The organism is Leclercia sp. (assembly GCF_036780805.1).
Lineage (GTDB): Bacteria > Pseudomonadota > Gammaproteobacteria > Enterobacterales > Enterobacteriaceae > Enterobacter.
Window position 1 is genome coordinate 50,469 of record NZ_DAIQCE010000011.1, and the last position, 25,757, is coordinate 76,225.

Below are 25,757 nucleotides of genomic sequence, written 5' to 3' on the forward strand. Positions count from 1 at the left end.
CATGAATACCACTATTGCTCAACAGATTGCGGATGAAGGCGGCGTCGAAGCCTACCTGCACGCACAACAGCACAAAAGCCTGCTGCGTTTTCTGACCTGCGGCAGCGTTGATGACGGCAAAAGCACGCTGATTGGCCGTCTGCTGCACGATACCCGTCAGATCTATGAAGATCAGCTCTCTTCCCTGCATAACGACAGCAAACGTCACGGCACCCAGGGTGAGAAGCTCGATCTGGCGCTGCTGGTGGACGGCCTGCAGGCGGAGCGCGAGCAGGGCATCACCATTGACGTGGCCTATCGCTACTTCTCCACCGAGAAGCGCAAATTTATTATCGCCGACACCCCGGGGCACGAGCAGTACACCCGCAATATGGCGACCGGCGCATCGACCTGTGACCTGGCGATCCTGCTGATCGACGCCCGTAAAGGGGTGCTGGATCAGACCCGCCGTCACAGCTTTATCTCCACGTTGCTGGGGATCAAGCACCTGGTGGTGGCGGTCAACAAGATGGATCTGGTCAACTTCAGCGAAGAGAAGTTTAACGAGATCCGCGAAAGCTATCTCACCTTTGCCGAACAGCTGCCGGGCAACCTCGACATCCGCTTCGTGCCGCTCTCGGCGCTGGAAGGGGACAACGTCGCCTCCCAGAGCGCCAGCATGCCGTGGTACAGCGGCCCGACGCTGCTGGAAGTGCTAGAGACCGTGGAGATCCAGCGCAGCGTGGAAACGCAGCCGATGCGCTTCCCGGTGCAGTACGTTAACCGCCCGAATCTCGATTTCCGCGGCTTCTCTGGCACCCTTGCCTCCGGCAGCGTGCAGGTGGGGCAGCGCGTGAAGGTCCTGCCGTCAGGCGTGGAGTCCGCGATTACTCGTATCGTCACCTTTGATGGCGATCTGCAGGAAGCCGGGGCAGGCGAAGCCGTCACCTTGGTGCTGAAAGACGAGATCGACATCAGCCGCGGCGACCTGCTGGTGGACGCGCAAGAAACGCTGCCTGCGGTGCAAAGCGCCGCCATTGATGTGGTGTGGATGGCCGAACAGCCGCTGACCCCGGGTCAGAGCTATGACATCAAGATTGCCGGCAAGAAAACCCGCGCCCGCGTGGACGGCATTCAGTACCAGGTGGATATCAACAATCTGGCGCAGCACAGCGTCGCTGAGCTGCCGCTGAACGGCATCGGCCTGGTCGATTTCACCTTCGACGAGCCGCTGGTGCTGGATCAGTATCAGCAGAACCCGGTGACCGGGGGCTTAATCATTATCGATCGCCTGACCAACGTGACCGTAGGGGCGGGGATGGTGCGCGAGCCACATGAGCAGGCGAGCGTGGCACCGTCGGAATTCAGCGCCTTTGAACTGGAACTGAACGCGCTGGTACGCAAACATTTCCCGCACTGGGGCGCACGCGATCTGCTGGGAGGCAAGTAATGGCGCAGCATGATGAGAACGTCGTCTGGCATCCTCATCCGGTCACCGTCGCCGATCGCGAACAACTCCACGGTCATCGTGGGGTTGTGCTGTGGTTTACCGGGCTTTCGGGCTCCGGTAAGTCCACCGTTGCGGGCGCGCTGGAAGAGGCGCTGCATAAATCGGGCGTCAGCACCTATCTGCTGGATGGCGACAACGTGCGCCACGGGCTGTGCAGCGACCTCGGCTTTAGCGATGCGGATCGCAAAGAGAACATCCGTCGGGTGGGCGAAGTGGCCAGCCTGATGGCCGATGCCGGGCTGGTGGTGTTAACGGCGTTTATTTCGCCGCACCGTGCCGAGCGGCAGTTTGTGCGCGAGCGCGTGGGTCAGAACCGCTTTATCGAAGTCTTCGTTGATACCCCGCTGGACATCTGCGAGCAGCGCGATCCGAAAGGGCTGTACAAAAAAGCCCGCGCGGGTGAACTGAAAAACTTCACCGGCATTGACGCAGTTTATGAAACCCCCGATGCGCCCGAAATCCATCTGGAAGGCCAACAATTGGTAACAAATTTAGTGAGCCAATTATTAGACCTGCTCAGACAGGGCGATATTATCAGATCCTGAGATGGTATTGATGGGGTGATTAACCCCATCGATATGTCATGGTCACAGGATCAGCTATGCGAAACAGTGAGAACTACATTATCACCGGGACGGACACAGTATCGGCAAATGACGAGACGACATGGTCTTTCCCCGGGGCGATTGTCGGCTTCGCGTCATGGCTGATGGCACTGGGCATCCCTTTCCTGTTTTACGGCAGTAATACCCTGTTCTTTTTCCTCTATACCTGGCCTTTCTTCCTGGCGCTGATGCCCGTTGCCGTGGTGGTGGGGATTGCGCTGCACTCTCTCCTTAACGGCAAGCTCCTCTACAGTTCATTCACCACCGTGATGACGATAGTGGCCATGGTCGGACTGTTATTTTTATGGCTCATGGGATAAGTTCAGCCATAATTCAAACCGTCACTCACTGTGTCACGTTGAAGGCTGCGCGAATCTGCAAAAAAAATGTGGTACATTTGCCCGCAATGGTGCGGCATCTCTGTAGCCCCGATGTAGAGTCGTGGGGAAAGTTATGGGATGATGATGCCGTTTTTCAGGGGGCAGGATGGGTAAACTTACGCTGCTGTTGCTGGCACTGCTGGTCTGGCTTCAGTATTCACTGTGGTTCGGTAAGAACGGCCTTCACGATTACAGTCGCGTCAGCGATGACGTGACGGCGCAGCAGGCAACCAACGGCAAACTTAAAGCGCGAAACGATCAGCTGTTTGCGGAAATTGACGATCTCAATGGCGGACAAGAAGCCATTGAAGAGCGCGCACGCAACGAACTCAGCATGACTAAGCCGGGCGAAACCTTCTATCGTCTGGTACCGGATGCGTCTAAACGCAACCAGGGCTCAGTACAAAACACCCGATAATCAGGCCCAGGATTATTAGCCATGGCAGTCACTTTTTCGAACGTATGCGCCGTTGTGCCAGCCGCCGGGTTTGGCCGGCGCATGCAGACAGAATGTCCTAAGCAGTACCTTTCAATTGGTGATAAAACGATCCTTGAGCACACCGTGGCGGCGCTGCTGGCGAACCCACGCGTGACGCGGGTCGTTATCGCCATCAGTCCGGGCGACGCCCGCTTTGCCGCGCTGCCGCTTGCCCGCCATCCGCAGGTTACCGTGGTGGACGGTGGCGCAGAGCGCGCAGATTCGGTGCTGGCAGGTCTTCAGGCCGCCGGTGAAGCCCAGTGGGTGCTGGTGCATGATGCGGCGCGTCCGTGCCTGCATCAGGATGACCTGGCGCGGCTGCTGGCTATCAGCGAAACCAGCCGCGTCGGCGGGATTCTCGCCACGCCGGTACGCGATACCATGAAGCGCGGCGAGCCGGGCGTTCCAGCCATTGCCCATACGGTGGAGCGCGTTGACCTTTGGCACGCGCTCACGCCGCAGTTTTTCCCCCGCGAGCTGCTGCAGGCCTGCTTAACCCGTGCGCTGAACGAAGGCGCAACCATCACCGACGAAGCCTCGGCGCTGGAGTACTGCGGTTTTCACCCGGAACTGATTGAAGGGCGCGCAGATAATATAAAAGTGACGCGCCCCGAAGATTTACAGCTGGCAGAATTTTATCTTACCCGTTCGACCCATCAGGAGAAGGCATAATGCGAATTGGACATGGTTTTGACGTACACGCCTTTGGCGGCGAGGGCCCAATTATCATTGGCGGCGTACGCGTCCCTTATGAAAAAGGACTGCTCGCGCATTCTGATGGCGATGTTGCCCTGCATGCGTTAACCGACGCGCTGCTGGGTGCGGCGGCGCTGGGCGATATCGGCAAGCTCTTCCCGGATACCGATCCGGCCTTCAAAGGGGCCGACAGCCGCGAACTGCTGCGCGAAGCCTGGCGCCGTATTCAGGCCAAAGGCTACACCCTCGGTAACGTCGACGTGACCATTATTGCGCAGGCACCGAAAATGCTGCCGCATATCCCGCAGATGCGGGTGTTTATTGCCGAAGATCTCGGCTGTCATATGGACGACGTCAACGTCAAAGCCACTACCACCGAAAAGCTCGGCTTTACCGGTCGCGGTGAGGGCATTGCCTGTGAAGCCGTGGCGCTGCTGGTGAAGGCGGCCAAATGACGGATTTCGATAACCTGACGTACCTGCACGGTAAACCGCAGGGCACGGGCCTGCTGAAGGCCAATCCTGAAGATTTCGTGGTGATCGAAGATCTGGGCTTTGAGCCGGACGGCGAGGGCGAGCACATTCTGGTGCGGATCCTGAAAAACGGCTGCAACACCCGTTTTGTCGCCGAAGCGCTGGCTAAGTTCCTGAAAATTCACGCCCGTGAAGTGAGCTTCGCCGGGCAGAAGGACAAACACGCTGTCACCGAGCAGTGGCTCTGTGCCAGGGTACCGGGTAATGGGATGCCCGATTTAAGCCAGTTCCAGCTTGAGGGCTGCAAGGTGCTCGAATACGCCCGTCATAAGCGCAAATTGCGCCTCGGCGCGTTAAAGGGCAACGCCTTTACGCTGGTACTGCGCGAAGTGAGCCACCGCGACGAGGTCGAACAACGTCTTGCCGCCATCAACGAGCAGGGCGTGCCGAACTACTTCGGTGCCCAGCGTTTTGGTATTGGCGGCAGTAACTTGCAGGGTGCGCTGCGCTGGGCGCAAAGCAATGCCCCGGTGCGTGACCGCAATAAACGCAGTTTTTGGTTGTCGGCAGCCCGCAGTGCGTTGTTTAATCACATCGTGAGCGAACGTCTGAAAAAAACAGACGCGAATCAAGTTGTTGTTGGCGATGCGCTACAATTAGCGGGACGCGGCAGCTGGTTCGTCGCCACTGACGACGAAATGGCCGATTTGCAGGCGCGCGTCAATGCGAAAACGCTGCTGATCACCGCGGCCCTGCCGGGTACCGGCGAATGGGGCCCGCAGGGCGAAGCGCTGTTGGCGGAGCAGGCAGCCGTCGCCGGTGAAACAGAATTATGCTCTCTGCTGGTGCGGGAAAAAGTCGAAGCGGCACGCCGGGCGATGCTGCTCTATCCGCAACAGCTGAGCTGGAACTGGTGGGATGACGTGACCGTCGAGTTACGTTTCTGGCTGCCGGCAGGTAGCTTTGCCACCAGTGTTGTCAGGGAACTTATCAACACTTCGGGTGACTATGCGAATATTGCTGAGTAACGATGACGGGATCCATGCGCCGGGCATTCAGACGCTGGCTAAGGCGCTACGTGAGTTCGCTGAGGTTCAGGTGGTGGCTCCCGATCGTAACCGCAGCGGTGCCTCTAACTCGTTAACCCTCGAGTCGTCCCTTCGTACCTTTACCTTCGACAACGGCGATATCGCCGTTCAGATGGGCACCCCGACCGACTGTGTCTTTCTCGGCGTCAATGCCCTGATGCGTCCGCGTCCGGACGTGGTGGTCTCGGGCATTAATGCCGGGCCCAATCTGGGCGATGACGTGATCTATTCCGGCACCGTGGCAGCGGCTATGGAAGGGCGCCATCTCGGGTTCCCTGCGCTGGCGGTATCGCTCAACGGCCATCAGCATTACGATACCGCGGCTGCGGTGACCTGCTCCATTCTGCGGGCGCTGAGCCGCGAGCCGCTGCGCACCGGGCGGATCCTCAATATCAACGTCCCGGACCTGCCGCTGGAAGAGATCAAAGGCATCCGCGTGACGCGCTGCGGCAGCCGACATCCGGCGGATAAGGTGATCCCGCAGGAAGATCCCCGTGGTAATACCCTGTACTGGATTGGCCCGCCGGGTGAAAAGCACGATGCCGGGCCGGATACCGACTTCGCCGCGGTGGACGAGGGGTATGTTTCCGTCACGCCGTTACATGTGGATTTGACCGCGCATAACGCGCAAGATGTGGTGTCAGACTGGCTGGATCGTGCCGGGGTGAGTTCACAATGGTAAGTAAACGTGTACAAGCACTTCTGAATCAATTACGCACTCAGGGTATTACGGATGAGCATGTGCTTACTGCTATCTCGCTGGTACCGCGTGAAAAGTTCGTCGATGAGGCGTTTGAGCACAAAGCGTGGGAAAACGTCGCCTTGCCAATAGGGCAGGGGCAGACCATTTCGCAGCCCTATATGGTGGCGCGCATGACCGAGCTGCTGGAGCTGACCCCCGAGTCGCGGGTGCTGGAGATCGGCACCGGATCGGGATACCAGACCGCCATTCTGGCGCACCTGGTGCATCATGTCTGCTCGGTTGAACGCATTAAAGGCCTGCAGTGGCAGGCGCGTCGTCGCCTGAAGCAGCTTGATTTACACAATGTTTCGACCCGTCACGGGGATGGCTGGCAGGGCTGGAAGGCACGCGGCCCGTTTGACGCCATTATCGTGACGGCAGCACCGCCGGAAATCCCGGCTGCGCTTATGGCACAGCTGGATGACGGCGGGATCCTCGTTTTACCGGTGGGCGATGAACATCAGCTGTTAAAGCGTGTTCGTCGACGGGGCGACGAGTTCATCATCGATACCGTAGAAGCCGTGCGTTTTGTGCCTCTGGTAAAAGGAGAGCTGGCCTGAGACTCGGATTTTTCCAGGGTTATTCAGGCCAATTCAGCGTATGGTGTGGCGCAAAAGCGCGTGACATTACGGTTAATTTTAAGTCACTGGTAACTAAAAACATTCCTGGGGGATAAATGAGCGCGGGAAGCCCAAAATTCACCATCAGCCGTGTTGCGGCACTGTCACTGGTTTCACTGTGGCTGGCAGGTTGTACATCCTCGAATAACGCCCCTGCGCCGGTGAGTTCCGTTGGCGGCAACAGCGGTTCCAGCACCGGCAATACGTCCGGCGGCATGCTGATTACCCCTCCGCCTAAGATGGGCACCACAACACAACAAACACCTCAGATTCAGCCTGTTCAGCCAGTGGTTACGCAGCCAACACAGATTCAGCCAGTGGATCAGCCTGTTCAGACCGAAAATGGCCGTATTGTGTATAACCGTAAGTATGGGAACATTCCGAAAGGGAGCTATACCGGCGGCAGCACCTATACCGTGAAACGTGGCGATACCTTGTTCTATATCGCCTGGATCACCGGGAACGATTTCCGTGACCTTGCGCAACGAAATAACGTCCAGGCCCCGTATGGTCTGGAAGTTGGCCAGACGCTGCAGGTCGGCAACGCAACGGGCAAACCGCTCACGCCTGGCAACACCGTATCGGTGGCTGACGTGACGGCACAAAATAACAGTGTGACGCCTGCGCAAAAATCGAGCACAGTGGTTGCGTCACAACCGACAATTACGTATTCTGAGGACTCAGGTGAACAGAGTGCTAACAAGATGTTGCCGAATAATAAAGGGACTGCGACTGTTGTCACAGCACCCGTTACGGCACCTGTCGTTAGTTCTACCGTGCCCGCTGCCAGCAGTATGACGTCCAGCTCGCCAATCTCTTCGTGGCGCTGGCCGACTGAAGGCAAAGTTATCGAGAACTTTTCTTCCTCCGAGGGGGGAAATAAAGGGATCGATATCGCAGGAAGTAAGGGACAGGCTATTATCGCGACCGGAGACGGACGCGTGGTATATGCCGGTAACGCGCTGCGCGGTTACGGTAATCTTATTATCATAAAACACAACGATGATTACCTGAGTGCCTACGCCCATAACGATACGATGCTGGTCCGGGAACAACAAGAAGTTAAGGCGGGGCAAAAAATAGCTACCATGGGTAGCACCGGAACCAGTTCTACACGCTTGCATTTTGAAATTCGTTACAAGGGGAAATCCGTAAACCCGCTGCAGTATTTGCCGCAGCGATAATTTGGCGGGATAAACCACTTTGGTTTTCTCGTTCAGGGATCACGGGTAGGAGCCACCTTTATGAGTCAGAATACGCTGAAAGTTCATGATTTAAATGAAGACGCGGAATTTGATGAGAACGGAGCTGAGGTTTTTGACGAAAAAGCCTTAGTAGAAGAGGAACCCAGTGATAACGATTTAGCTGAAGAAGAGCTGTTATCGCAGGGCGCCACTCAACGTGTGCTGGACGCGACTCAGCTTTACCTTGGGGAGATTGGATACTCTCCACTGTTAACAGCAGAAGAAGAAGTTTACTTCGCGCGCCGGGCATTGCGTGGTGATGTGGCTTCACGCCGTCGTATGATTGAAAGTAACCTGCGTCTGGTGGTCAAGATTGCCCGTCGTTACAGCAATCGTGGTCTGGCTCTGCTGGATCTGATTGAAGAGGGCAACCTGGGGCTGATCCGCGCGGTAGAGAAATTTGACCCTGAACGTGGGTTCCGTTTCTCAACATACGCGACGTGGTGGATCCGACAGACCATCGAACGGGCAATCATGAACCAAACCCGTACGATCCGTCTGCCTATTCACATCGTGAAAGAGCTGAACGTCTATCTGCGTACCGCACGCGAGTTGTCCCATAAGCTGGACCACGAGCCAAGCGCGGAAGAGATTGCCGAGCAGCTGGATAAACCGGTTGATGACGTAAGCCGTATGCTGCGTCTCAACGAGCGTATTACCTCCGTCGACACCCCGCTGGGTGGCGATTCCGAGAAAGCGCTGCTGGACATTCTGGCCGATGAAAAAGACAACGGCCCGGAAGACACCACGCAGGACGATGATATGAAACAGAGCATCGTCAAATGGCTGTTCGAACTGAACGCCAAACAGCGTGAAGTGCTGGCACGTCGTTTCGGTCTGCTGGGGTATGAAGCTGCGACACTGGAAGACGTCGGTCGTGAAATCGGCCTGACCCGTGAACGTGTTCGTCAGATTCAGGTTGAAGGTCTGCGTCGCCTGCGTGAAATTCTGCAGGGTCAAGGGCTGAATATCGAAGCGCTGTTCCGCGAGTAAACAACTTTTCGTCAAAAAAGGCCCGTCGAGAGACGGGCCTTTTTCTTATGCGTTAAGGCTGCGTGGTTTCGTGCAGCAGACGCCAGGTTACCGTATCGCCATCCTGATTCAGTACGGCGCTGGACCAGCGCACATTGACCGGCTGATCGGGGCGGGTTTGCGTTTCACGGTAGTGAAGCACCGCGCCGTTATCCCAGGTCTGCAACGTCGTTAATTCATCAATCACAATCTTCAGTCCCGGGCGGCTGCCGCGCTGAGCCTCCAGAAAATTTGCGAGCGCGGGATGATCCAGGTGTGCACCGCTGGGGGCAATCATCAGGAAGTCCTGGCGAAAACGGGCGAGCAGGGCGGCATAATCGCCTTCACCCTGGCCTAACCAGTTTTCTAACGCGACGTGAGCATCAATAATTTCTGTTTCATAGCAGGTCATTCTCTCTCCTTTACCATCATTTTGCGGACCAAATCCGTAAACTGGCGACGCTCCTCGGCGGTTAAACGCCCCAGAAATGCCTCATCAACATCATTCCCTGCCGGCTTGCAGCTCCCCAGCAGCGCTTCACCTTCCGGCGTTAAGAAGACAAACCGTCGGCGCTTATCCGCAGGATCGGCTTCGCGCTTCACCAGCCCGCGTGATTCCATGCGGCTCAGCATTTCTGCGAGAGTGGCTTTGGTACTGACCGCGGCTTCGGTCAGGGCCACCTGTTCAATGCCGGGATGTTCGGCGATAGAGCGCAGCACCGCATATTGCGGCTTGGTCAGCTCGGGCAAAGCCTGTTGCCAGTGCGCGGTATGCTGCTGAAAAAGCTGACGTAACAGGTGGAACGCTTCTTGTCTCAGTTCCATGAACTCTCCGGCGTATAAATCACTTCTCTATGATAGCCGTTATCAGCCGGGAATTTAACGCGGCCCTTTTTAGCATTACGTGTGATCGTATGCGAACGATCTTGTCACCGTACGTATCCAGGCGTAGGCTAAACAACACGTTCGTATGCGAACAAATAGGGTGAGGTACTGAATGAGATTGATTGTAGGGATGACAGGGGCAACCGGTGCGCCGCTCGGTGTGGCCCTGTTGCAGGCGCTTCGCGACATGCCGGAAGTGGAAACCCATCTGGTGATGTCGAAGTGGGCTAAAACGACGATTGAGCTGGAAACGCCGTACAGCGCGCAGGACGTCGCCGCCCTGGCCGATGTAGTCCACAGCCCGGCCGATCAGGCCGCCACCATCTCATCCGGATCCTTTCGTACCGACGGCATGATCGTCATCCCCTGCAGCATGAAAACGCTGGCGGGTATTCGCGCAGGCTACGCCGAAGGGCTGGTGGGGCGCGCCGCAGACGTGGTGCTGAAAGAGGGGCGCAAGCTGGTGCTGGTCCCGCGGGAAACGCCGCTCAGCACTATCCATCTGGAGAACATGCTGGCCCTTTCCCGCATGGGTGTGGCGATGGTGCCGCCCATGCCCGCTTATTACAACCACCCGCAAACCGCCGATGACATTACCCAGCACATTGTGACCCGGGTGCTCGACCAGTTTGGTCTGGAGCATAGCAAAGCCCGTCGCTGGAAAGGTTTGCAGGCGGCCAGAAATTTTTCACAGGAGAATGAACATGGCATTTGATGATTTGAGAAGCTTTCTGCAGGCGCTCGATGAGCAAGGGCAACTGCTGAAAATCACGGAGCAGGTCGATGCGGAGCCGGATCTGGCGGCGGCAGCCAACGCTACCGGGCGCATTGGCGACGGCGCGCCTGCGCTGTGGTTTGATAACATTCGCGGCTTTACCGACGCCCGCGTGACGATGAACACCATCGGCTCCTGGCAGAACCATGCCATCTCAATGGGGCTGCCGCCGAATACGCCGGTCAAAAAGCAGATCGACGAGTTTATTCGCCGCTGGGATACCTTCCCGGTAACGCCTGAGCGCCGTGCCAACCCGGCATGGGCAGAGAACACCGTCGACGGCGAGAATATCAACCTGTTCGACATTCTGCCGCTGTTTCGCCTTAACGACGGCGACGGCGGATTCTATCTCGATAAAGCCTGCGTGGTCTCCCGCGATCCGCTCGATCCGGATCACTTCGGCAAGCAGAACGTCGGCATCTACCGGATGGAGGTGAAGGGTAAACGCAAACTCGGCCTGCAGCCGGTGCCGATGCACGACATCGCGCTGCACCTGCATAAAGCGGAAGAGCGCGGCCAGGATCTGCCGATAGCGATCACTCTGGGCAACGATCCGATCATCACCCTGATGGGGGCCACGCCGCTGAAATACGATCAGTCGGAATATGAGATGGCAGGTGCGCTGCGCGAAAGTCCGTATCCGATTGCCACCGCGCCGCTGACCGGTTTTGACGTGCCCTGGGGTTCGGAAGTGATCCTCGAAGGGGTCATTGAGGGTCGCAAACGTGAAATCGAAGGGCCGTTTGGGGAGTTTACCGGGCACTACTCCGGTGGCCGTAACATGACCGTGGTGCGCATCGATAAAGTCTCTTACCGCACCAAACCGATTTTCGAGTCGCTCTATCTCGGCATGCCGTGGACCGAAATAGACTATCTGATGGGCCCGGCGACCTGCGTGCCGCTCTACCAACAGCTGAAAGCCGAATTCCCGGAAGTGCAGGCGGTGAACGCGATGTATACGCACGGCCTGCTGGCGATCATCTCCACCAAAAAACGTTACGGCGGCTTTGCCCGTGCCGTTGGCCTGCGGGCGATGACCACGCCGCACGGTCTGGGCTATGTGAAGATGGTGATCATGGTGGATGAGGATGTCGATCCGTTCAATCTGCCGCAGGTGATGTGGGCACTGTCGTCAAAAGTGAACGCTGCGGGGGATCTGGTGCAGCTGCCGAACATGTCGGTACTGGAGCTGGATCCGGGTTCAAGCCCAGCAGGGATCACCGACAAGCTGATTATCGACGCGACCACACCGGTGGCCCCGGATCTTCGCGGGCATTACAGCCAGCCGGTGCAGGATCTGCCTGAGACCAAAGCCTGGGCTGAAAAACTGACCGCCATGCTGGCCGCACGTAAATAAGGAGGGGAAAATGATTTGTCCACGTTGTGCCGATGAACATATTGAGGTGATGGCGACGTCGCCGGTTAAAGATGTCTGGACGGTGTATCAGTGCCAGCACTGCCTCTACACCTGGCGCGATACCGAGCCGCTGCGCCGCACCAGCCGCGAGCACTATCCTGAAGCGTTTCGCATGACGCAGAAGGATATCGATGATGCCCCGCAGGTGCCGACCATTCCACCGCTGCTGGCGGAAGATAAGCGCTGATAAAAAACTGAGGGATCCGCACGGACTATTCCCTCTCCCCTTTGGGGAGAGGGCCAGGGTGAGGGGAACAGACCGCACTATCCCGTAGGCCCGGCAAGCATAGCGCCGCCGGGCGATACAGATCGCACCGATCTACACCAGATTCTTCAACCGATAAATCCACTCCAGCGCCTGACGTGGCGACAGGGAGTCCGGGTCGAGGTTCTCCAGCGCTTCCAGCGCCGGGGAGGTCTCTTCGGCTGGCACCAGCAGTGACATCTGCGTCCCGTCGACCTGAGTTGCCGCCGCGTTAGGCGCCAGGCTTTCCAGCTCGCGCAGCTTCTGACGCGCGCGCTTGATCACCTCTTTCGGCACCCCCGCCAGCGCCGCCACGGCAAGGCCGTAACTTTTGCTCGCCGCGCCATCCTGCACGCTGTGCATAAAGGCGATAGTATCTCCGTGCTCCAGCGCATCCAGATGCACGTTCGCCACGCCCTCCATCTTCTCCGGCAGCTGGGTTAGCTCGAAGTAGTGGGTGGCAAACAGAGTCATGGCTTTGATTTTATTGGCCAGGCTTTCGGCACAGGCCCACGCCAGCGACAGCCCGTCATAGGTGGACGTCCCGCGGCCAATCTCATCCATCAGCACCAGGCTGTACTCGGTGGCGTTGTGAAGAATGTTGGCGGTTTCGGTCATCTCCACCATAAAGGTCGAACGACCGCTCGCCAGATCGTCCGCCGCGCCGACGCGGGTAAAGATACGGTCGACAGGGCCGATCTCCACCTTTTGCGCCGGAACGTAGCTGCCGATATAGGCCAGCAGGGCAATCAGCGCCGTCTGGCGCATATAGGTACTTTTACCGCCCATGTTCGGCCCGGTAATGATCAGCATCCGGCGCTGCGGCGACAGGTTCAGCGGGTTAGCGATGAACGGTTCGTTCAGCACCTGCTCCACCACCGGATGACGGCCTTCGGTAATGCGTACGCCTGGCTTATCGCTAAAGGTCGGGCAGCAGTAGTTCAGCGTCTCGGCGCGTTCTGCCAGGTTGACCAGCACATCCAGTTCGGCCAGCGCGGTGGCGCTCTGCTGCAGATCCGCCAGGTGCGGCATCAGCATATCGAACAGGGCGTCATACAGCTGTTTTTCCAGCGCCAGGGCTTTGCCTTTTGAGGTGAGGACCTTGTCTTCGTACTCTTTCAGCTCTGGAATAATGTAACGCTCGGCGTTTTTCAGCGTCTGGCGGCGCACGTAGTGGATCGGTGCCAGGTGGCTCTGTCCGCGGCTAATCTGAATAAAGTAGCCGTGTACGGCGTTGTAACCGACCTTCAGGGTGTCCAGCCCGAGCCGCTCGCGTTCGCGGATCTCCAGCTTATCGAGATAGTCCGTTGCGCCATCGGCCAGCGCGCGCCACTCGTCCAGCTCTTCGTTGTAGCCCGGGGCGATCACGCCGCCGTCACGTACCAGCACCGGTGGGGCTTCAATGATGGCCTTTTCCAGCAGCTCGCGCAGTTCGCTGAATTCGCCCATCGCTTCGCGCAGCTTCTGCACCGGCGCGCTGTCGATCTCTGCCAGCTGGCTGCGCAGTTCAGGCAGCTGCTGGAAGGCGTGACGCATCCGGGCTAAATCGCGCGGGCGCGCGGTGCGCAGGGCGAGGCGTGCCAGAATACGCTCCAGATCGCCCACCTGGCGTAACACCGGCTGCAGGTCGCTGTATCTGTCCTGCAGGGCGCCAATGGTCTGCTGGCGGCCGGTGAGGGTGGCGATGTCGCGAACCGGCATATGCAGCCAGCGTTTCAACATGCGGCTGCCCATTGGGGTGACGGTGCTGTCGAGCACCGAGGCGAGGGTGTTTTCCACGCCGCCGGCCAGGTTCTGGGTGATCTCCAGATTGCGGCGGGTGGCGGCATCCATGATGATGCTGTCCTGCTGGCGCTCAATGGTAATGGAGCGGATGTGCGGCAGAGAGGTGCGCTGTGTATCTTTCACGTACTGTAACAGACAGCCGGCAGCGCACAGGCCGCGCGGGGCATTTTCAACGCCAAAGCCGGTCAGATCCCGGGTGCCAAACTGCAGATTGAGCTGCTGGCGCGCGGTGTCGATCTCAAATTCCCACAGCGGGCGGCGACGCAGGCCGCGACGGCCTTCGAGCAGACCCATCTCGGCAAAATCTTCGGCGTACAGTAACTCCGCCGGATTGGTGCGCTGCAGCTCGGCGGCCATGGTTTCCCGGTCGGCCGGTTCGCTCAGGCGAAAACGCCCGGAGCTGATATCCAGGGTGGCATAGCCAAAACCAAAACCTTTGCTGTCCTGCCAGATGGCGGCGAGCAGGTTATCCTGGCGCTCCTGCAGCAGCGCTTCATCGCTGATGGTGCCGGGCGTGACGATACGTACCACTTTGCGCTCGACCGGGCCTTTCGAGGTGGCCGGATCGCCGATTTGCTCGCAGATGGCGACCGACTCTCCCTGATTGACCAACTTCGCCAGGTAGTTCTCTACCGCGTGATGCGGGATCCCGGCCATCGGGATCGGTTCCCCGGCCGAGGCGCCGCGTTTGGTCAGCGAGATGTCGAGCAGCTGTGACGCGCGTTTTGCATCGTCATAAAACAGCTCGTAAAAGTCACCCATCCGGTAAAACAGCAGGATCTCCGGATGCTGAGCTTTCAGCTTCAGGTACTGCTGCATCATGGGGGTGTGCGCGTCGAAATTGTCAGTAGTGGTCATGGAGTGATGATGTCCATTTCTTTGAAAATAGTGCTGTTCAGGCGACGTTAGCGTCGTGTATTGCCGCTATTGTCGCATGAAAAAAAGACCCGGCGCAGCAAAATGTCGCGATTTACGCGGCCTCTTCCACTTCCAGCTCAATCACTAATTTCCCCTGTTCGACCAGCACCCGCACCCGGGAATGGGTTTTAAAACCGGCCTCTTCGAGCCAGTCGCCTTTTAAACTCAGCGCGGCATGCACGCTGTAGCGCGTTGGGATCTTGGTCTTGCGATCCTCGTGACGCTTTCTGTAATAGCCGACGGTGAGATGGCGGCGGGGTCTGGAAATACACATATCCGACATAGAAACTCCTTTTTCTCAGGGAAGGATCCGGTGAAATAAATACCTGTATAAAATGCCAGTAAAATGAGTCAGAGACAAACGCAGAACTGCGAAGCGCCTTCAGGAAACGCAATGTAAAAGATGAAATCGGGCTGAACATCCCGCCTGAAAAATGTATTATTAATGCAACTTATCAGTGGGTATCAGATCATGTCAGGAAAACGGATCGCGCGCGAAAAAGAGACCATCCGCAAGATGATCGCGCTGTATCAAACGCAGTGCCCGGAGGCATCGAAAGCCGCGGGGCACTATCCGGCGCTGAATGCATACGCCGACAAGCGGCTGGATAAATGCGTATTTGGCGAGGAGAAACCGGCCTGCAAGCAGTGTCCGGTTCACTGCTATCAGCCAGCTAAAAGGGAAGAGATGAAGCAGGTGATGCGTTGGGCGGGGCCGCGGATGCTCTGGCGCCACCCGATTCTGACGATTCGCCATCTGATCGACGATCGTCGCCCGGTCCCGGCGCTGCCGGAAAAGTACCGCCCGAAAAAGTAACGCTCAGGTGCGCGGCCCGCGCATCGGGCGGCAGATAACCACCATGGCCAGGGCGCTGCACAGCGGGAATACCGCCAGCACCAGCCATGGATAGCTCGCCCCGACCGAGGGCGTCAGCGCCCGATCGAGCAGATCGCCCAGCAATAAATTCCCCGCCAGCACCGCGCAGCCGCCTGCGGTGGCCAGCGCGCCATAATGCGCGCCCAGGGTCGATTCACTCGCAAACCACGGCACCACGTCTTTACCCGCCGGCACCAGCAGCATCTGCCCGGTGGTCAGCAGCGTGACAAAGCAGGCCGCAGGCAGCAGTCGCAGCCAGCCGGTTGCCGGCTCTGAGGGAGCAAAGAGCGCGACGCTGAGGAAGGACGCGGCAATCAGAAGAAAGCCCACCGGCAGGATCCGCACCCCCACCCGACGGGCAAAGCGCGCCAGCGGCAGCTGAAAGAGGATCACCAGCCCCGAGGCCAGCATAAACAGCGGGCCAAGATCTTTTTCACTCCCCCCGACACGCTGGATCTCCACCGGCAGCGCCAGATAGAGCTGGTTATAGCTTAACAGCCAGCTGCTCCAGGCGATGATGAATGCCACGAACCGCGGCTGGCGAAAGGTGGTCCACCAGGGGGTGATTTGCAGTGGTTGGTTTTTTGCCGACCCGGCCGGCAGGCAGAAAAACAGCACAATCAGCGCCACCACGAAGACTGCGGCCCCCGCCAGTGCCACCTGGCGAAAACCCAGGCCGGTGAGCAGAGCGCCCGCCACCGGGCCAAGCACCGCCCCCAGCTCACCGCACACCGCAAATAGCGCGAACCACTCGGCGCGGCTGCGTTTGCCCTGCGCCTCGCTGCGGGTTCCGGCTTTTGCCAGTAAGGCTTCGATGGAGGGGGAGAAGAGCGCGCCGCCGATCCCGGTCAGGCATGCCCCGGCGATGATGACGGGCAGGCTGTAGCCAAAGGCCAGCAGCAGGTAGCCCACCACCCGCACCACGCAGCCGCAGAGAATAATAACGCGCGCGCCGTAGCGGTCGGAGAGGGCGCCGCCGACGATAAACATCCCCTGCTGGGAGAAGGTTCGCAGCCCGAGCACCAGCCCGATAAGCCCGCCGGAGAGCAGCATATCGTCACGTAAAAAGATCGCCAGGAAGGGGACAACGGCATAAAAACCGATATTAAAAATAAACTGGCTGCCCAGTAAGACGGGCGGCCAGAGTTGCGTGGCAGGACGGATCGGGAGCACGGCGTACCTCGCCTCAGACGAGGTAGTGGATATGTTTTTTGCCGTGGTAAGGCGACAGCTCAATGCGGGTTTTCACCCGGAACACCTCCCACAGCAGCTCTTCGGTAAGGATATCCTGCGGCGTACCCGAGGCAACGATGCGCCCTTTCTGCATCACAATCAGCGCATCGCAGAACATCGCGGCGTGGTTAAGATCGTGAATGGCGACAATGCTGGTGACCGGCAGCTGGCTGATCAACTGCATCAGCTGCATCTGATGGTGAATATCCAGGTGGTTGGTGGGTTCATCCAGCAGGATTTCGGTCGGCATCTGCGCCAGCGCCCGGGCAATGTGTACGCGCTGGCGTTCTCCGCCGGAGAGGCTTTGCCAGCCCTGATCGCTGTTGTGCAGCATATCCACCGTCTTCAGCGCCGAATTGACGGTTTCGTCATCCTGCGCCTTCCAGCCGGAGAACGGAGAGTGATGCGGAATGCGCCCCAGCTTCACCACGTCCCGCACGCGCATGTTGGCATCGGTCATGCCGTGTTGTTCCACAAAGGCCACCCGACGGGCGAGCTGCTTTTTCGGGATCCCATTAATGCTTTTACCATCCAGCGCGACGGTGCCGCTATGCGGGCGACGTAACCCGGCAAGGATCCGCAGCAGCGACGATTTGCCGGAGCCGTTTGGCCCCAGCAGGCCGACGGTCTGCCCCCGGGAAACCGCCAGAGAGACATTGTCGACAATGACCTTTTTACCCACCTTCCAGGTGACATTTTCCGCAGTGATGCTCATCACTTATTCCTTGAACGGTAGATAATCATGGCAAAGAACGGAACGCCCACCAGCGCGGTGACCACGCCAACCGGCAGGCTTTGCGGAGCGATCAGCAGGCGGGAGGCGATATCCGCCAGCACCATCAGGATCGCTCCGGCCAGCGCGCTGGCGATAAGCAGCGTGCGGTGCAGCGGGCCAAACAAGAAGCGCATCACGTGCGGTACGACCAGGCCGACAAAGCCAATCGAGCCCGCCATGCTGACGATGGTCGCGGTCATGAGCGCGGTGACGATAAACAGCATCAGGCGCACCCAGGGCACGGCGATCCCCAGCGAGGCGGCGGCATCGTCGCCAAAGGTGAAGGCGTCCAGCGCGCGGGCGTAATACAGACAGATCGCCAGGCCAATCAGCACTACCACGAGCACCAGCTGAAACTCGGGCCATCTCACGCCGCTAAAGCTGCCCAGCAGCCAGAACATCACGTCGCGCGCCTGTTGGGCGCTGGCCGAGGTGCTGACGGTCCAGGCGGTGATGGCGTTAAACAGCTGCGAGGCGGCGACCCCGGCAAGGATAGTGCGTTCGCTGCCGCCGCGCGCGCCGTTGGTCAGCAGGGCGACAAACGCAAAGGCGGCAAAGGCCCCGGCAAAAGCGCCAGCGGAAAGGGTGACGGTGCCGCTGCCAATGCCCAGCACCACCACCGAGACTGCGCCCGTGGAGGCCCCGGCTGAGACGCCCAGCACATAGGGTTCAGCAAGGGCGTTTTTCAGCAGGCTTTGCAGCACCGCGCCGCATATCGCCAGGCCCGCGCCGCAGCAGGCGGCCACCAGCGCCCGGCTCAGACGGAAGTCCCAGATCACGCTCTCGTAGATGCGGTTGAGCGGGACCTCGGTTAAGCCGATTTTATTGGTAATGGCATAGAACACGCTCTGCAGGGGGATCGACAGCTCCCCCACGCTGACGCCGATGGCAATAACCAGCAGCAACGCCACTATCGCCAGAAAACCCGACGCCGGCAGCAGCCAGCTCAGTCGGGTCTGTTGTACCACTGCGGTCATTAATTGAGCCCCATCTTTCTGAGCTGGTCAGCAATCTGCTCTGCACCGTAAATAGTGCGGATGGTCGGGTTCATCGCCTGGCCGTCCATGATCACAATGTGACCTTTTTTAACGGCATCGAGCTGGCTGACCGCCGGATCGCTCTTCAGGAATTTGATTTTCTCCTGGGCATCGTCCAGCGCCCAGCGATTACGGTCGAGGCTGGAGACCACGATCACGTCCGGGTTGGCGGCAATAATGCTCTCCCAGCCCACGGTCGGCCATTCGGTTTCGGAGGTGATGGCGTTGTGGCCGCCCAGCACGTTGGCGATAAAGCCGGAGGCGCTGTTTTTCCCGCCGACGTAGGCGTCAGAAGAGGGGGAGGAGCTGGAGAACCAGAAGACGAACGACAGGTCTTTTTTGTTTTTGCTGAATTCGCTGCGCAGGTCGGTTTCGCGCTTTTTGAAGTCGGCGATCAGCGCCTGACCACGATCTTCTACGTTGAAGATTTTGGCGAAATCTTCGATCTCTTTATACAGGAAGGACATGTCCCACAGCTTCTGGCGGCTGCCGTACATATCGCCAACGCCTTTTTTGGTGGCGCACATGCCCGGCGACATATAGCTGTTCACGCCTACGGTGGCCAGATCTTCGCGTTTGGCGACTTTACTCTCTGGCCCGAGCAGCAGCGGCAGCTGCGCCGGAACGAAGTCCGGGTTTTGCGCCAGAATGGATTCCAGGGTCGGGATCTCGACGGTCAGCGTTTTCACTTTTTTATTCTGTTCAGCCAGCTGCGGCAGCACTTTGGTTGGCCAGAAGGCGCTGGCGGCCACCTTATCTTCAAGGCCTAACAGCAGCAGAATTTCAACGGTGTTTTGTCCCAGCGCCACGACGCGCTCCGGCGCTTTGGTGAAGGTTTCTTTATATCCGCAATTCTCAATCGTCAGAGGATACGTGGTCGCAAAAGCGGAACCGGCTGTCGCGATCAGCAATCCTAATGCGCTGATGACCTTTTTCATGAAACGCTATCCTTCATTAATTTATTTATGACAGCCCGGGACTGGCTGAGAATGAATATCATTATTACGGCGGAGTTTTATACAATGATATATTCGTAGTGTCAATGAACGATAATAACGTCATGAAACTATTGGGTTTATGAGGCCGTTTGTAGGCCGGGCAAGCGCAGCGCCGCCCGGCGAAGAGGGGGGAATTAATCTAAATCTGCACCGTTGCTGGCGATCACTTTCTTGTACCACCAGAACGATTTTTTGCGTTTGCGATCGAGGGTGCCGTTCCCGGCGTCATCGCGATCGACATAGATAAAGCCGTAGCGCTTGCTCATCTCGCCCGTCGAGGCGGCCACCAGATCGATACAGCCCCAGCTGGTGTAGCCCATCAGCGGGATGCCGTCTTCAATCGCATCGCCCATGGCGCGGATATGCTCCCGCAGGTAGCTGATGCGGTAGTCGTCGTTGATCTCGCCGTTAGCGTCAATTTCATCTTTCGCCCCCAGCCCGTTCTCCACCAGGAACAGCGGCTTCTGGTAGCGGTCATACATCATGTTCATGGTGATGCGCAGGCCCAGCGGGTCGATGCCCCATCCCCATTCGCTTACCTCGATATGCGGGTTGCGCAGGGATTTAACGATGTTGGCCGCGCTGGTGTTCCCCGCGTTCATGTCCGCCGAGGCGCAGCGCGAGGCGTAATAGCTGAACGACACAAAATCGACGGTGTTCTTCAGCAGTTCGTCGTCGCCGGGATCTTTGACAATCACCACGCCCTTTTCACGGAACACCCGGGCAGAGTAGGCCGGGTAGCTGCCGCGCGCCTGCACGTCGATAAAGAACAGGTTCTCGCGGTCTTTCTCCAGCGCCATCCACACGTCTTCCGGTTTGCAGGAGTAAGGGTAGAAGTTACCGCCCGCCAGCATGCAGCCCACCTGGTTTTCCGGGTTCACCTCGTGGGCGATTTTGGTCGCCAGCGCGCTGGCGACCAGCTCGTGGTGCGCCGCCTGGTACTTGACCTGATCTTCGTTTTCACCTTCCTCAAACACCAGCCCGGCACCGGAGAACGGGCTGTGCAGCATGATGTTGATCTCGTTGAAGGTCAGCCAGTATTTCACCAGCCCGTTAAATTCCTCAAAGCAGGTGCGGGCGTAGCGGGCGAAGAAGTCGACCATCTTGCGGTTGCGCCAGGAGCCGTACTCGGTCACCAGATGCATCGGCACGTCGAAGTGGCACAGGGTCACCAGCGGCTCGATGTTGTACTTTTTGCACTCCTCAAACACCGCCCGGTAAAAGGCAATCCCCTCTTTATTAGGCAGCGGCTCGTCGCCATTCGGATAGAGACGGCTCCAGGCAATCGAGGTGCGAAATACCGTGAAGCCCATCTCCGCCATCAGGGCGATGTCTTCTTTATAGCGATGGTAAAAATCAATCGCCTCGTGGCTCGGGTAAAACTCGTCGTCACGCAACGAAAAACGTTTTTCCTTACCGACTTTTACCGCCAGGCGGTTGGCGCCGTGGGGGATCATATCGACGGTGGTCAGGCCCTTGCCGCCTTCGCGGTATGCGCCTTCGCTCTGGTTAGCGGCCAGTGCGCCGCCCCATAAAAATCCTTGTGGAAAAACTGACATTGTTACCTCGCTAAATATTTATGCTTGTGCTGCTTTGGCCTGAACCGGTGCGGTTTGCAGCGCGCGCGCTTTTTCCGCTTCCTCTTCTACCGGGATATCTTCAAAGCCCAGGATCAGGGTCAGCACGAAAGAGAGCACCACGGCCAGGGCCATTACCCCGAATACCCAGACGATGGACATCGGGTTAGCCGGGTCGAAGAACTGGACGCTGGTAAACAGGCCCGGTGCCGCCATCGAGTGGCTGGCCAGTCCGGCAATCCCGGCAACCGCGCCGCAGATAAAGCCGCTGATCAGGCTCGCAATCAACGGACGTTTCAGGCGAACCGCCACGCCGTACAGCGCCGGTTCAGAGATCCCCGCCATGATGGCAGAGGCCGCCGCCGCCAGCGCCGTCTGGCGCAGTTCCGGGTTTTTGGTTTTCCACGCTACCGCCAGCGACGAACCGCCGAGCGACAGGTTGGCGCCGATTTCAGACGGCATCACCATCCCCTCTTTGCCGGTTTCAGCAATGGTCTGAATGATGGTTGGCGTAAAGACGCGGTGCATCCCGGTCATCACCAGCAGCGGCCACAGCGCGCCCATGATGGCGACGGAGAGCCAGCCCAGATAGCCGTGAATGGTGTAGACCAGCGCGGAGATGGCGCTACCGATCCAGATCCCCAGCGGCCCAATCAGGACGATGGCGAGCGGGGCGGCAATCAGTACGATCAGCATCGGCTTCAGGAAGTTTTTGGTCACCGCTGGCGTGATGCGATCCACCCAACGTTCGATATACGACAGGCACCAGGTCATCACCAGCGCCGGGATCACCGTGTAGGTGTATTTCACAGCGGTAACCGGAATAAAGGCGAACTCAACGTGCTCGCCCTGCGCCGCTTTGGCCATCAGCTCGATAAAGCTCGGGTGCACCAGCACGCCCGCAATGGCAATCGCCAGCGACATGTTGGTTTTGAATTTCACCGCGGCGGAGGCAGCCACCATCAGCGGCAGGAAGAAGAATGCGCCATCGCCGATCACCGTCAGAATGGTCAGCGTCGGCTCGCCTTTGGTGAGCACGCCGGTCATCTCGAGGATCATCGCCAGCAGTTTGACCATCGACCCGCCGATGATCGCCGGGATCAGCGGGGACATAGTGCCGATCAGCGCGTCGAGGATCCCCGCGCCGATGCGCTTCAGGGTCAGCTTTTGCGGCCCCTGGGGCACGGCTGGCTGCATATCGGCAGGCAGCAGGTTGACCACCTCGCGGTAGGCCTGGGAAACGGTATTGCCGATGATCACCTGGCACTGGTTGTCGTTGCGCACTACCCCCAGCACGCCGCTGATGCTTTTAAGCGTGGCGCTGTCGATCAGGCTCTCGTCTTTCGCCACAAAGCGCAGTCGGGTCATGCAGTGGGTGACGGCGACGATGTTATCTTTGCCGCCGAGCGCGCTGACAACGGCATTCGCCAGCGCAGCATAATTTTTGGCCATCGGGTTGTATCCTGTTTTATCAGTAAGGTACGTCTTCACCGTCTGCAACGATGAAACTTATATAGGAAACCGGTTCCACAAAATCATGAAGAGTTTCCTGGGATCAAACAAGATCGCGTTTTGCTCATTTTTTAGATTCGTGAAGGCGATCACTAAAGGCGTAAAAAAGCCTGCGATCCACGCTGCGACAATTTTTACGCGGTGCAGTACACTGCCGCTCATCAGATTCAGACGGAACAGATTGATGACCACGATGCTGGAAGTGGCGAAGCGGGCAGGGGTCTCGAAGGCGACGGTTTCCCGGGTGCTTTCGGGCAATGGCTACGTGAGCCAGGAGACAAAAGACCGGGTATTTCAGGCCATTGAAGAGAGCGGCTATCGCCCCAATTTACTGGCGCGCAACCTGGCAACAAAGCGTACGCAAACCCTCGGGCTGGTGGTGACCAACACCCTCTATCACGGGGTCTATTTCAGCGAGCTGCTGTTCCACGCCGCCAGAATGACCGAGGAGAAAGGGCGTCAGCTAATCCTCGCCGATGGCAAGCACAGCGCCGATGAAGAGCGCGAAGCGATTCAGTATCTGCTCGATATGCGCTGTGATGCGATCATCATCTATCCGCGTTTTCTCAGCGTCGATGAGATGGACGAGATCATCCAGAAGCACGAGCAGCCGGTGATGGTGCTCAACCGACGTCTGCGCAAAAACAGCAGTCACTGCGTCTGGTCGGATCATAAAGCCTCCAGCCAGGCCGCGGTGTCGACCCTTATCGAGCAGGGCCATCGCGACATCGCGTTTATCACCGGATCGCTGGACTCCCCCACCGGAATTGAGCGTCTTTCCGGCTACAAGGACGCGCTGGCTGCGCACCGCATTCCGCTGCGCGAATCGCTGATTGTCGAGGGCAAATGGACCCCGGCCAGCGGGGCTTCAGGGGTGGCGACGCTGCTGGCGCGCGGCGAACGTTTTACCGCGCTGGTGGCGAGCAACGACGATATGGCGATTGGCGCCATTAAGCAGCTCCACGACAGCGGGATTGCCGCGCCGGGAGCGGTTTCGGTGGTCGGTTTCGATGATATTGCGATGGCCCCGTACGTGGTGCCCGCGCTCTCCAGCGTGCGCGTGCCGGTGACCGAGATGGTAAAAGAGACCATCAGCCGCCTGATCTTTATGCTCGACGGCGGGGAATTCACCTTCCAGCAGACCTTTGCCGGAGAGCTGATCCTGCGTGATTCGGTGATCCCCGGCCCGCACCGCTGATTACAATTCGGCGGCCGGGGGCAGCCAGGCGCGGGTAAAATCGAGCCAACCGCCCGCGGTCAGGACCATATCCTGCACGTTTTCCAGAGCGTTGATCCGGTAGCGATAGTGGAACAGCGGCGTGCAACGGCCCTCCGCCAGCAGGCGCTGGAAAAAGGGCATCAGATGGGCCTGAAAATGCGCTTCGCTGTTGCTGTTTTGCATCAGCTGCTGTTTGGCGGCTTCCCAGCCTGCCTCGCCCAGCGCCGTGGCCCAGGCGGGTTCATAGATAAACCACTCCGCCAGCGCAAAGGCGGCCATTCCGGTCGCCAGATGATCCCCCAGCAGCAGATCGGCATCCGCCAGCGTATCGGGGGCATACCAGCCATCGCGATCTTTCCACTCGGTGTGCAGCTCACAGCCATGCGGCTGCAGCTGGTGCCGCCAGATTTCAGCCAGCTCGCGCAGCTCAGGGGTGTTATAGCACACCAGTTTCAGCCGGGGGGGCAGGTCGATATCAGACGGCGCGGGCAGGGTGGGCACCCGCAGGCCGGGAAGGATTTCGGTGTGGATCTGCAGATCTTCGCGGCGGCCAAAGCACTGCTGATTGAGGGTCAGGGCGGTCTGGCGCAAATACGCGGCCAGCGCTTTGGGCAATTTTGCATTGACCATCAGCCAGGCAAAACCGCCGCTGGTTGAGGTCACCGCTTCCTGCGGGGCGCTGCCTTTCCCTACCGTGATCCATGCCGGTTTATCGGCGACCGTGCCGGTGCGCCAGAACTCAATCGCGTGCAGCAGCGGATGGGCGGCAAAGTACCAGGGCTGGCGCTCGAGACGCAGAAAATGCGAATGGTGACGGGCAATGGCGAACGGCCCGGCGCCGATCTCCGGCTGTCGGGGATGCGGCAGGCGGCAGACCGGATGCGCAAGGCGATGGGCCAGCAGCGCATCCGGGGCATGCAGATACACCGCCAGACACCAGGGGGCGACGAGGGTGACCGCGTCGATATGCAACAGCCCGCTGTTGCGCGCCGGATCGGCCAGCAGCTGCTGCATCGCACTCAGAATATCGTCATCGTTCAGCGGCTGGCCGTTATGCCAGTGTGCGCCGCTGCGCAGATAAAAATGCCAGCGCAGTCCGTCGCCAGAGCAGGCCCAGTGGTGCGCCAGATCCGCCACCGGCTGCGCCTGGCCCGGCTCATACCGGGTTAACCCGGCGTGGACCGCGCAGATAATATGCTGCTCGGCGCGCCGACGATGCAGCGCTGGGTGCAGGGAGGTGAGCGGGCGATACCAGGGGATGCGCAGCGTCGGCTGATGCTTCAGCCATTTGCCGCCAAGAAACGGGGTGATGATGTGATGCAGGCTGGCCGGATCGCCATCCGCCAGCTGCAGCGCGCTCTGATAATCGCCTTTTTCCAGGCAGGCATGCATCAGCGGGGCGCTGAGTTCGCTGGTGGTCACCAGGCAGTGCAGGGTAGCGCGATGCCCGCGCCCCGGCTGCGCCTTCCAGCTTAACCAGCCGCTTTCCGCCAGCTGGCGTAACAGCGTCCGGGCGTGACGTTCGCTGCACAGCGCTACCTCCGCGACTTCGGCGATGGTGGTGAGTCTGGCGCTGAAACCATAATGCACGGCGAGCCGCTGGTACTGGCGGATTTTCTGGATCTGGCGCATGGCGGCATCCCTGACAAAGGCGTTGTGAAGAGTGTAGGGGTTTTTGC

General features: G+C 58.9%; 27 protein-coding genes. 16 read left to right on the forward strand and 11 right to left on the reverse strand.

Annotated elements, in window-relative coordinates:
* The first annotated feature begins 1 nt into the window (after position 1).
* The 11 genes from cysN (at position 2) to rpoS (ending at position 8,808) form a co-directional block, all read left to right on the forward strand.
* Positions 2-1,429 (forward strand): sulfate adenylyltransferase subunit CysN, encoded by a 1,428-nt coding sequence (cysN, locus tag V7Q49_RS19360; protein ID WP_333854496.1) that lies wholly within the window; start codon positions 2-4, stop codon positions 1,427-1,429.
* Positions 1,429-2,034, forward strand: a complete 606-nt coding sequence (gene cysC / locus V7Q49_RS19365) for an adenylyl-sulfate kinase (RefSeq protein WP_333854498.1) — start codon at positions 1,429-1,431, stop codon at positions 2,032-2,034. Before cysN ends, cysC begins: the two co-directional genes overlap by 1 nt.
* A 56-nt stretch (positions 2,035-2,090) precedes the next feature.
* Entirely contained in the window at positions 2,091-2,414 is a 324-nt protein-coding gene (locus tag V7Q49_RS19370) for a DUF3561 family protein (protein WP_333854500.1), read from the forward strand.
* A 166-nt stretch (positions 2,415-2,580) separates the two neighbouring features.
* On the forward strand, positions 2,581-2,892 hold the full coding sequence (ftsB, locus tag V7Q49_RS19375) for a cell division protein FtsB (RefSeq protein ID WP_039029953.1): 312 nt from the start codon (positions 2,581-2,583) through the stop codon (positions 2,890-2,892).
* Positions 2,893-2,913: 21 nt separating this feature from the next.
* Positions 2,914-3,624, forward strand: a complete 711-nt coding sequence (gene ispD / locus V7Q49_RS19380) for a 2-C-methyl-D-erythritol 4-phosphate cytidylyltransferase (protein ID WP_333854503.1) — start codon at positions 2,914-2,916, stop codon at positions 3,622-3,624.
* Positions 3,624-4,103, forward strand: coding sequence for a 2-C-methyl-D-erythritol 2,4-cyclodiphosphate synthase (gene ispF, locus V7Q49_RS19385; RefSeq protein ID WP_333124436.1), 480 nt, complete (start codon positions 3,624-3,626; stop codon positions 4,101-4,103). Before ispD ends, ispF begins: the two co-directional genes overlap by 1 nt.
* A complete protein-coding gene (truD, locus tag V7Q49_RS19390; protein ID WP_333854505.1) occupies positions 4,100-5,149 on the forward strand; it encodes a tRNA pseudouridine(13) synthase TruD in 1,050 nt (349 codons plus the stop codon). Before ispF ends, truD begins: the two co-directional genes overlap by 4 nt.
* Positions 5,130-5,891: a 5'/3'-nucleotidase SurE gene (gene surE / locus V7Q49_RS19395; RefSeq protein WP_333854507.1), complete on the forward strand. Its 762-nt coding sequence runs from the start codon at positions 5,130-5,132 to the stop codon at positions 5,889-5,891. Before truD ends, surE begins: the two co-directional genes overlap by 20 nt.
* The gene (locus V7Q49_RS19400; RefSeq protein ID WP_333854509.1) at positions 5,885-6,511 is read left to right on the forward strand and encodes a protein-L-isoaspartate(D-aspartate) O-methyltransferase; all 627 of its coding nucleotides are present in this window, start codon (positions 5,885-5,887) and stop codon (positions 6,509-6,511) included. Before surE ends, V7Q49_RS19400 begins: the two co-directional genes overlap by 7 nt.
* Positions 6,512-6,627: 116 nt before the next feature.
* A complete protein-coding gene (nlpD, locus tag V7Q49_RS19405) occupies positions 6,628-7,755 on the forward strand; it encodes a murein hydrolase activator NlpD (RefSeq protein WP_333854511.1) in 1,128 nt (375 codons plus the stop codon).
* A 60-nt stretch (positions 7,756-7,815) separates the two neighbouring features.
* Positions 7,816-8,808: an RNA polymerase sigma factor RpoS gene (gene rpoS / locus V7Q49_RS19410; protein WP_032613624.1), complete on the forward strand. Its 993-nt coding sequence runs from the start codon at positions 7,816-7,818 to the stop codon at positions 8,806-8,808.
* 52 nt (positions 8,809-8,860) lie between these two features.
* Here rpoS and V7Q49_RS19415 read toward each other — a convergent pair whose 3' ends face one another.
* Both V7Q49_RS19415 and V7Q49_RS19420 read right to left on the reverse strand, forming a co-directional pair.
* Complete coding sequence (locus V7Q49_RS19415; protein WP_333854514.1) at positions 8,861-9,238, reverse strand: DUF4440 domain-containing protein; 378 nt, start codon at positions 9,236-9,238, stop codon at positions 8,861-8,863.
* Entirely contained in the window at positions 9,235-9,651 is a 417-nt protein-coding gene (locus V7Q49_RS19420) for a MarR family winged helix-turn-helix transcriptional regulator (RefSeq protein ID WP_333854516.1), read from the reverse strand. Before V7Q49_RS19420 ends, V7Q49_RS19415 begins: the two co-directional genes overlap by 4 nt.
* Positions 9,652-9,823: 172 nt before the next feature.
* On the opposite strand from V7Q49_RS19420, the gene V7Q49_RS19425 reads away from it, so the two are divergent.
* Genes V7Q49_RS19425 through V7Q49_RS19435 form a run of 3 tightly spaced genes read left to right on the forward strand, consistent with a single transcriptional unit; the run spans position 9,824 to position 12,090 of the window.
* Entirely contained in the window at positions 9,824-10,426 is a 603-nt protein-coding gene (locus V7Q49_RS19425; RefSeq protein ID WP_333854518.1) for a non-oxidative hydroxyarylic acid decarboxylases subunit B, read from the forward strand.
* Positions 10,416-11,843 carry a non-oxidative hydroxyarylic acid decarboxylases subunit C gene (locus V7Q49_RS19430; RefSeq protein ID WP_333854520.1) on the forward strand — a complete coding sequence of 476 codons (1,428 nt, stop codon included), beginning with the start codon at positions 10,416-10,418 and terminating at the stop codon, positions 11,841-11,843. The genes V7Q49_RS19425 and V7Q49_RS19430 overlap by 11 nt, the downstream gene beginning before the upstream one ends.
* A gap of 10 nt (positions 11,844-11,853) precedes the next feature.
* Positions 11,854-12,090 carry a non-oxidative hydroxyarylic acid decarboxylases subunit D gene (locus V7Q49_RS19435; protein ID WP_262672634.1) on the forward strand — a complete coding sequence of 79 codons (237 nt, stop codon included), beginning with the start codon at positions 11,854-11,856 and terminating at the stop codon, positions 12,088-12,090.
* 132 nt (positions 12,091-12,222) lie between these two features.
* On the opposite strand, the gene mutS is transcribed toward V7Q49_RS19435, so the two are convergent.
* Both mutS and V7Q49_RS19445 read right to left on the reverse strand, forming a co-directional pair.
* A complete protein-coding gene (mutS, locus tag V7Q49_RS19440; protein WP_333854522.1) occupies positions 12,223-14,790 on the reverse strand; it encodes a DNA mismatch repair protein MutS in 2,568 nt (855 codons plus the stop codon).
* Positions 14,791-14,902: 112 nt separating this feature from the next.
* Positions 14,903-15,133 (reverse strand): SymE family type I addiction module toxin, encoded by a 231-nt coding sequence (locus V7Q49_RS19445; protein WP_333854524.1) that lies wholly within the window; start codon positions 15,131-15,133, stop codon positions 14,903-14,905.
* A gap of 189 nt (positions 15,134-15,322) precedes the next feature.
* Here V7Q49_RS19445 and V7Q49_RS19450 point away from each other — a divergent pair, with 189 nt between their 5' ends.
* Complete coding sequence (locus V7Q49_RS19450; protein ID WP_333854644.1) at positions 15,323-15,667, forward strand: nitrous oxide-stimulated promoter family protein; 345 nt, start codon at positions 15,323-15,325, stop codon at positions 15,665-15,667.
* Between the two features lie 3 nt (positions 15,668-15,670).
* On the opposite strand, the gene V7Q49_RS19455 is transcribed toward V7Q49_RS19450, so the two are convergent.
* From V7Q49_RS19455 to ascF, 6 genes are all read right to left on the reverse strand, one after another.
* A complete protein-coding gene (locus V7Q49_RS19455) occupies positions 15,671-16,900 on the reverse strand; it encodes an MFS transporter (protein ID WP_333854526.1) in 1,230 nt (409 codons plus the stop codon).
* 13 nt (positions 16,901-16,913) lie between these two features.
* Positions 16,914-17,675: an ABC transporter ATP-binding protein gene (locus V7Q49_RS19460; protein WP_333854528.1), complete on the reverse strand. Its 762-nt coding sequence runs from the start codon at positions 17,673-17,675 to the stop codon at positions 16,914-16,916.
* On the reverse strand, positions 17,675-18,712 hold the full coding sequence (locus V7Q49_RS19465) for a FecCD family ABC transporter permease (RefSeq protein ID WP_333854530.1): 1,038 nt from the start codon (positions 18,710-18,712) through the stop codon (positions 17,675-17,677). Before V7Q49_RS19465 ends, V7Q49_RS19460 begins: the two co-directional genes overlap by 1 nt.
* Positions 18,712-19,710, reverse strand: a complete 999-nt coding sequence (locus V7Q49_RS19470) for an ABC transporter substrate-binding protein (RefSeq protein ID WP_333854532.1) — start codon at positions 19,708-19,710, stop codon at positions 18,712-18,714. The genes V7Q49_RS19465 and V7Q49_RS19470 overlap by 1 nt, the downstream gene beginning before the upstream one ends.
* Before the next feature lie 194 nt (positions 19,711-19,904).
* A complete protein-coding gene (locus V7Q49_RS19475; protein ID WP_333854534.1) occupies positions 19,905-21,329 on the reverse strand; it encodes a 6-phospho-beta-glucosidase in 1,425 nt (474 codons plus the stop codon).
* Between the two features lie 18 nt (positions 21,330-21,347).
* Positions 21,348-22,799 carry a PTS cellobiose/arbutin/salicin transporter subunit IIBC gene (ascF, locus tag V7Q49_RS19480; protein WP_333854536.1) on the reverse strand — a complete coding sequence of 484 codons (1,452 nt, stop codon included), beginning with the start codon at positions 22,797-22,799 and terminating at the stop codon, positions 21,348-21,350.
* Between the two features lie 244 nt (positions 22,800-23,043).
* On the opposite strand from ascF, the gene V7Q49_RS19485 reads away from it, so the two are divergent.
* Positions 23,044-24,057 (forward strand): LacI family DNA-binding transcriptional regulator, encoded by a 1,014-nt coding sequence (locus V7Q49_RS19485; RefSeq protein ID WP_333854538.1) that lies wholly within the window; start codon positions 23,044-23,046, stop codon positions 24,055-24,057.
* Here V7Q49_RS19485 and V7Q49_RS19490 read toward each other — a convergent pair whose 3' ends face one another.
* Complete coding sequence (locus tag V7Q49_RS19490) at positions 24,058-25,710, reverse strand: SgrR family transcriptional regulator (protein WP_333854540.1); 1,653 nt, start codon at positions 25,708-25,710, stop codon at positions 24,058-24,060.
* Positions 25,711-25,757: the final 47 nt, after the last annotated feature.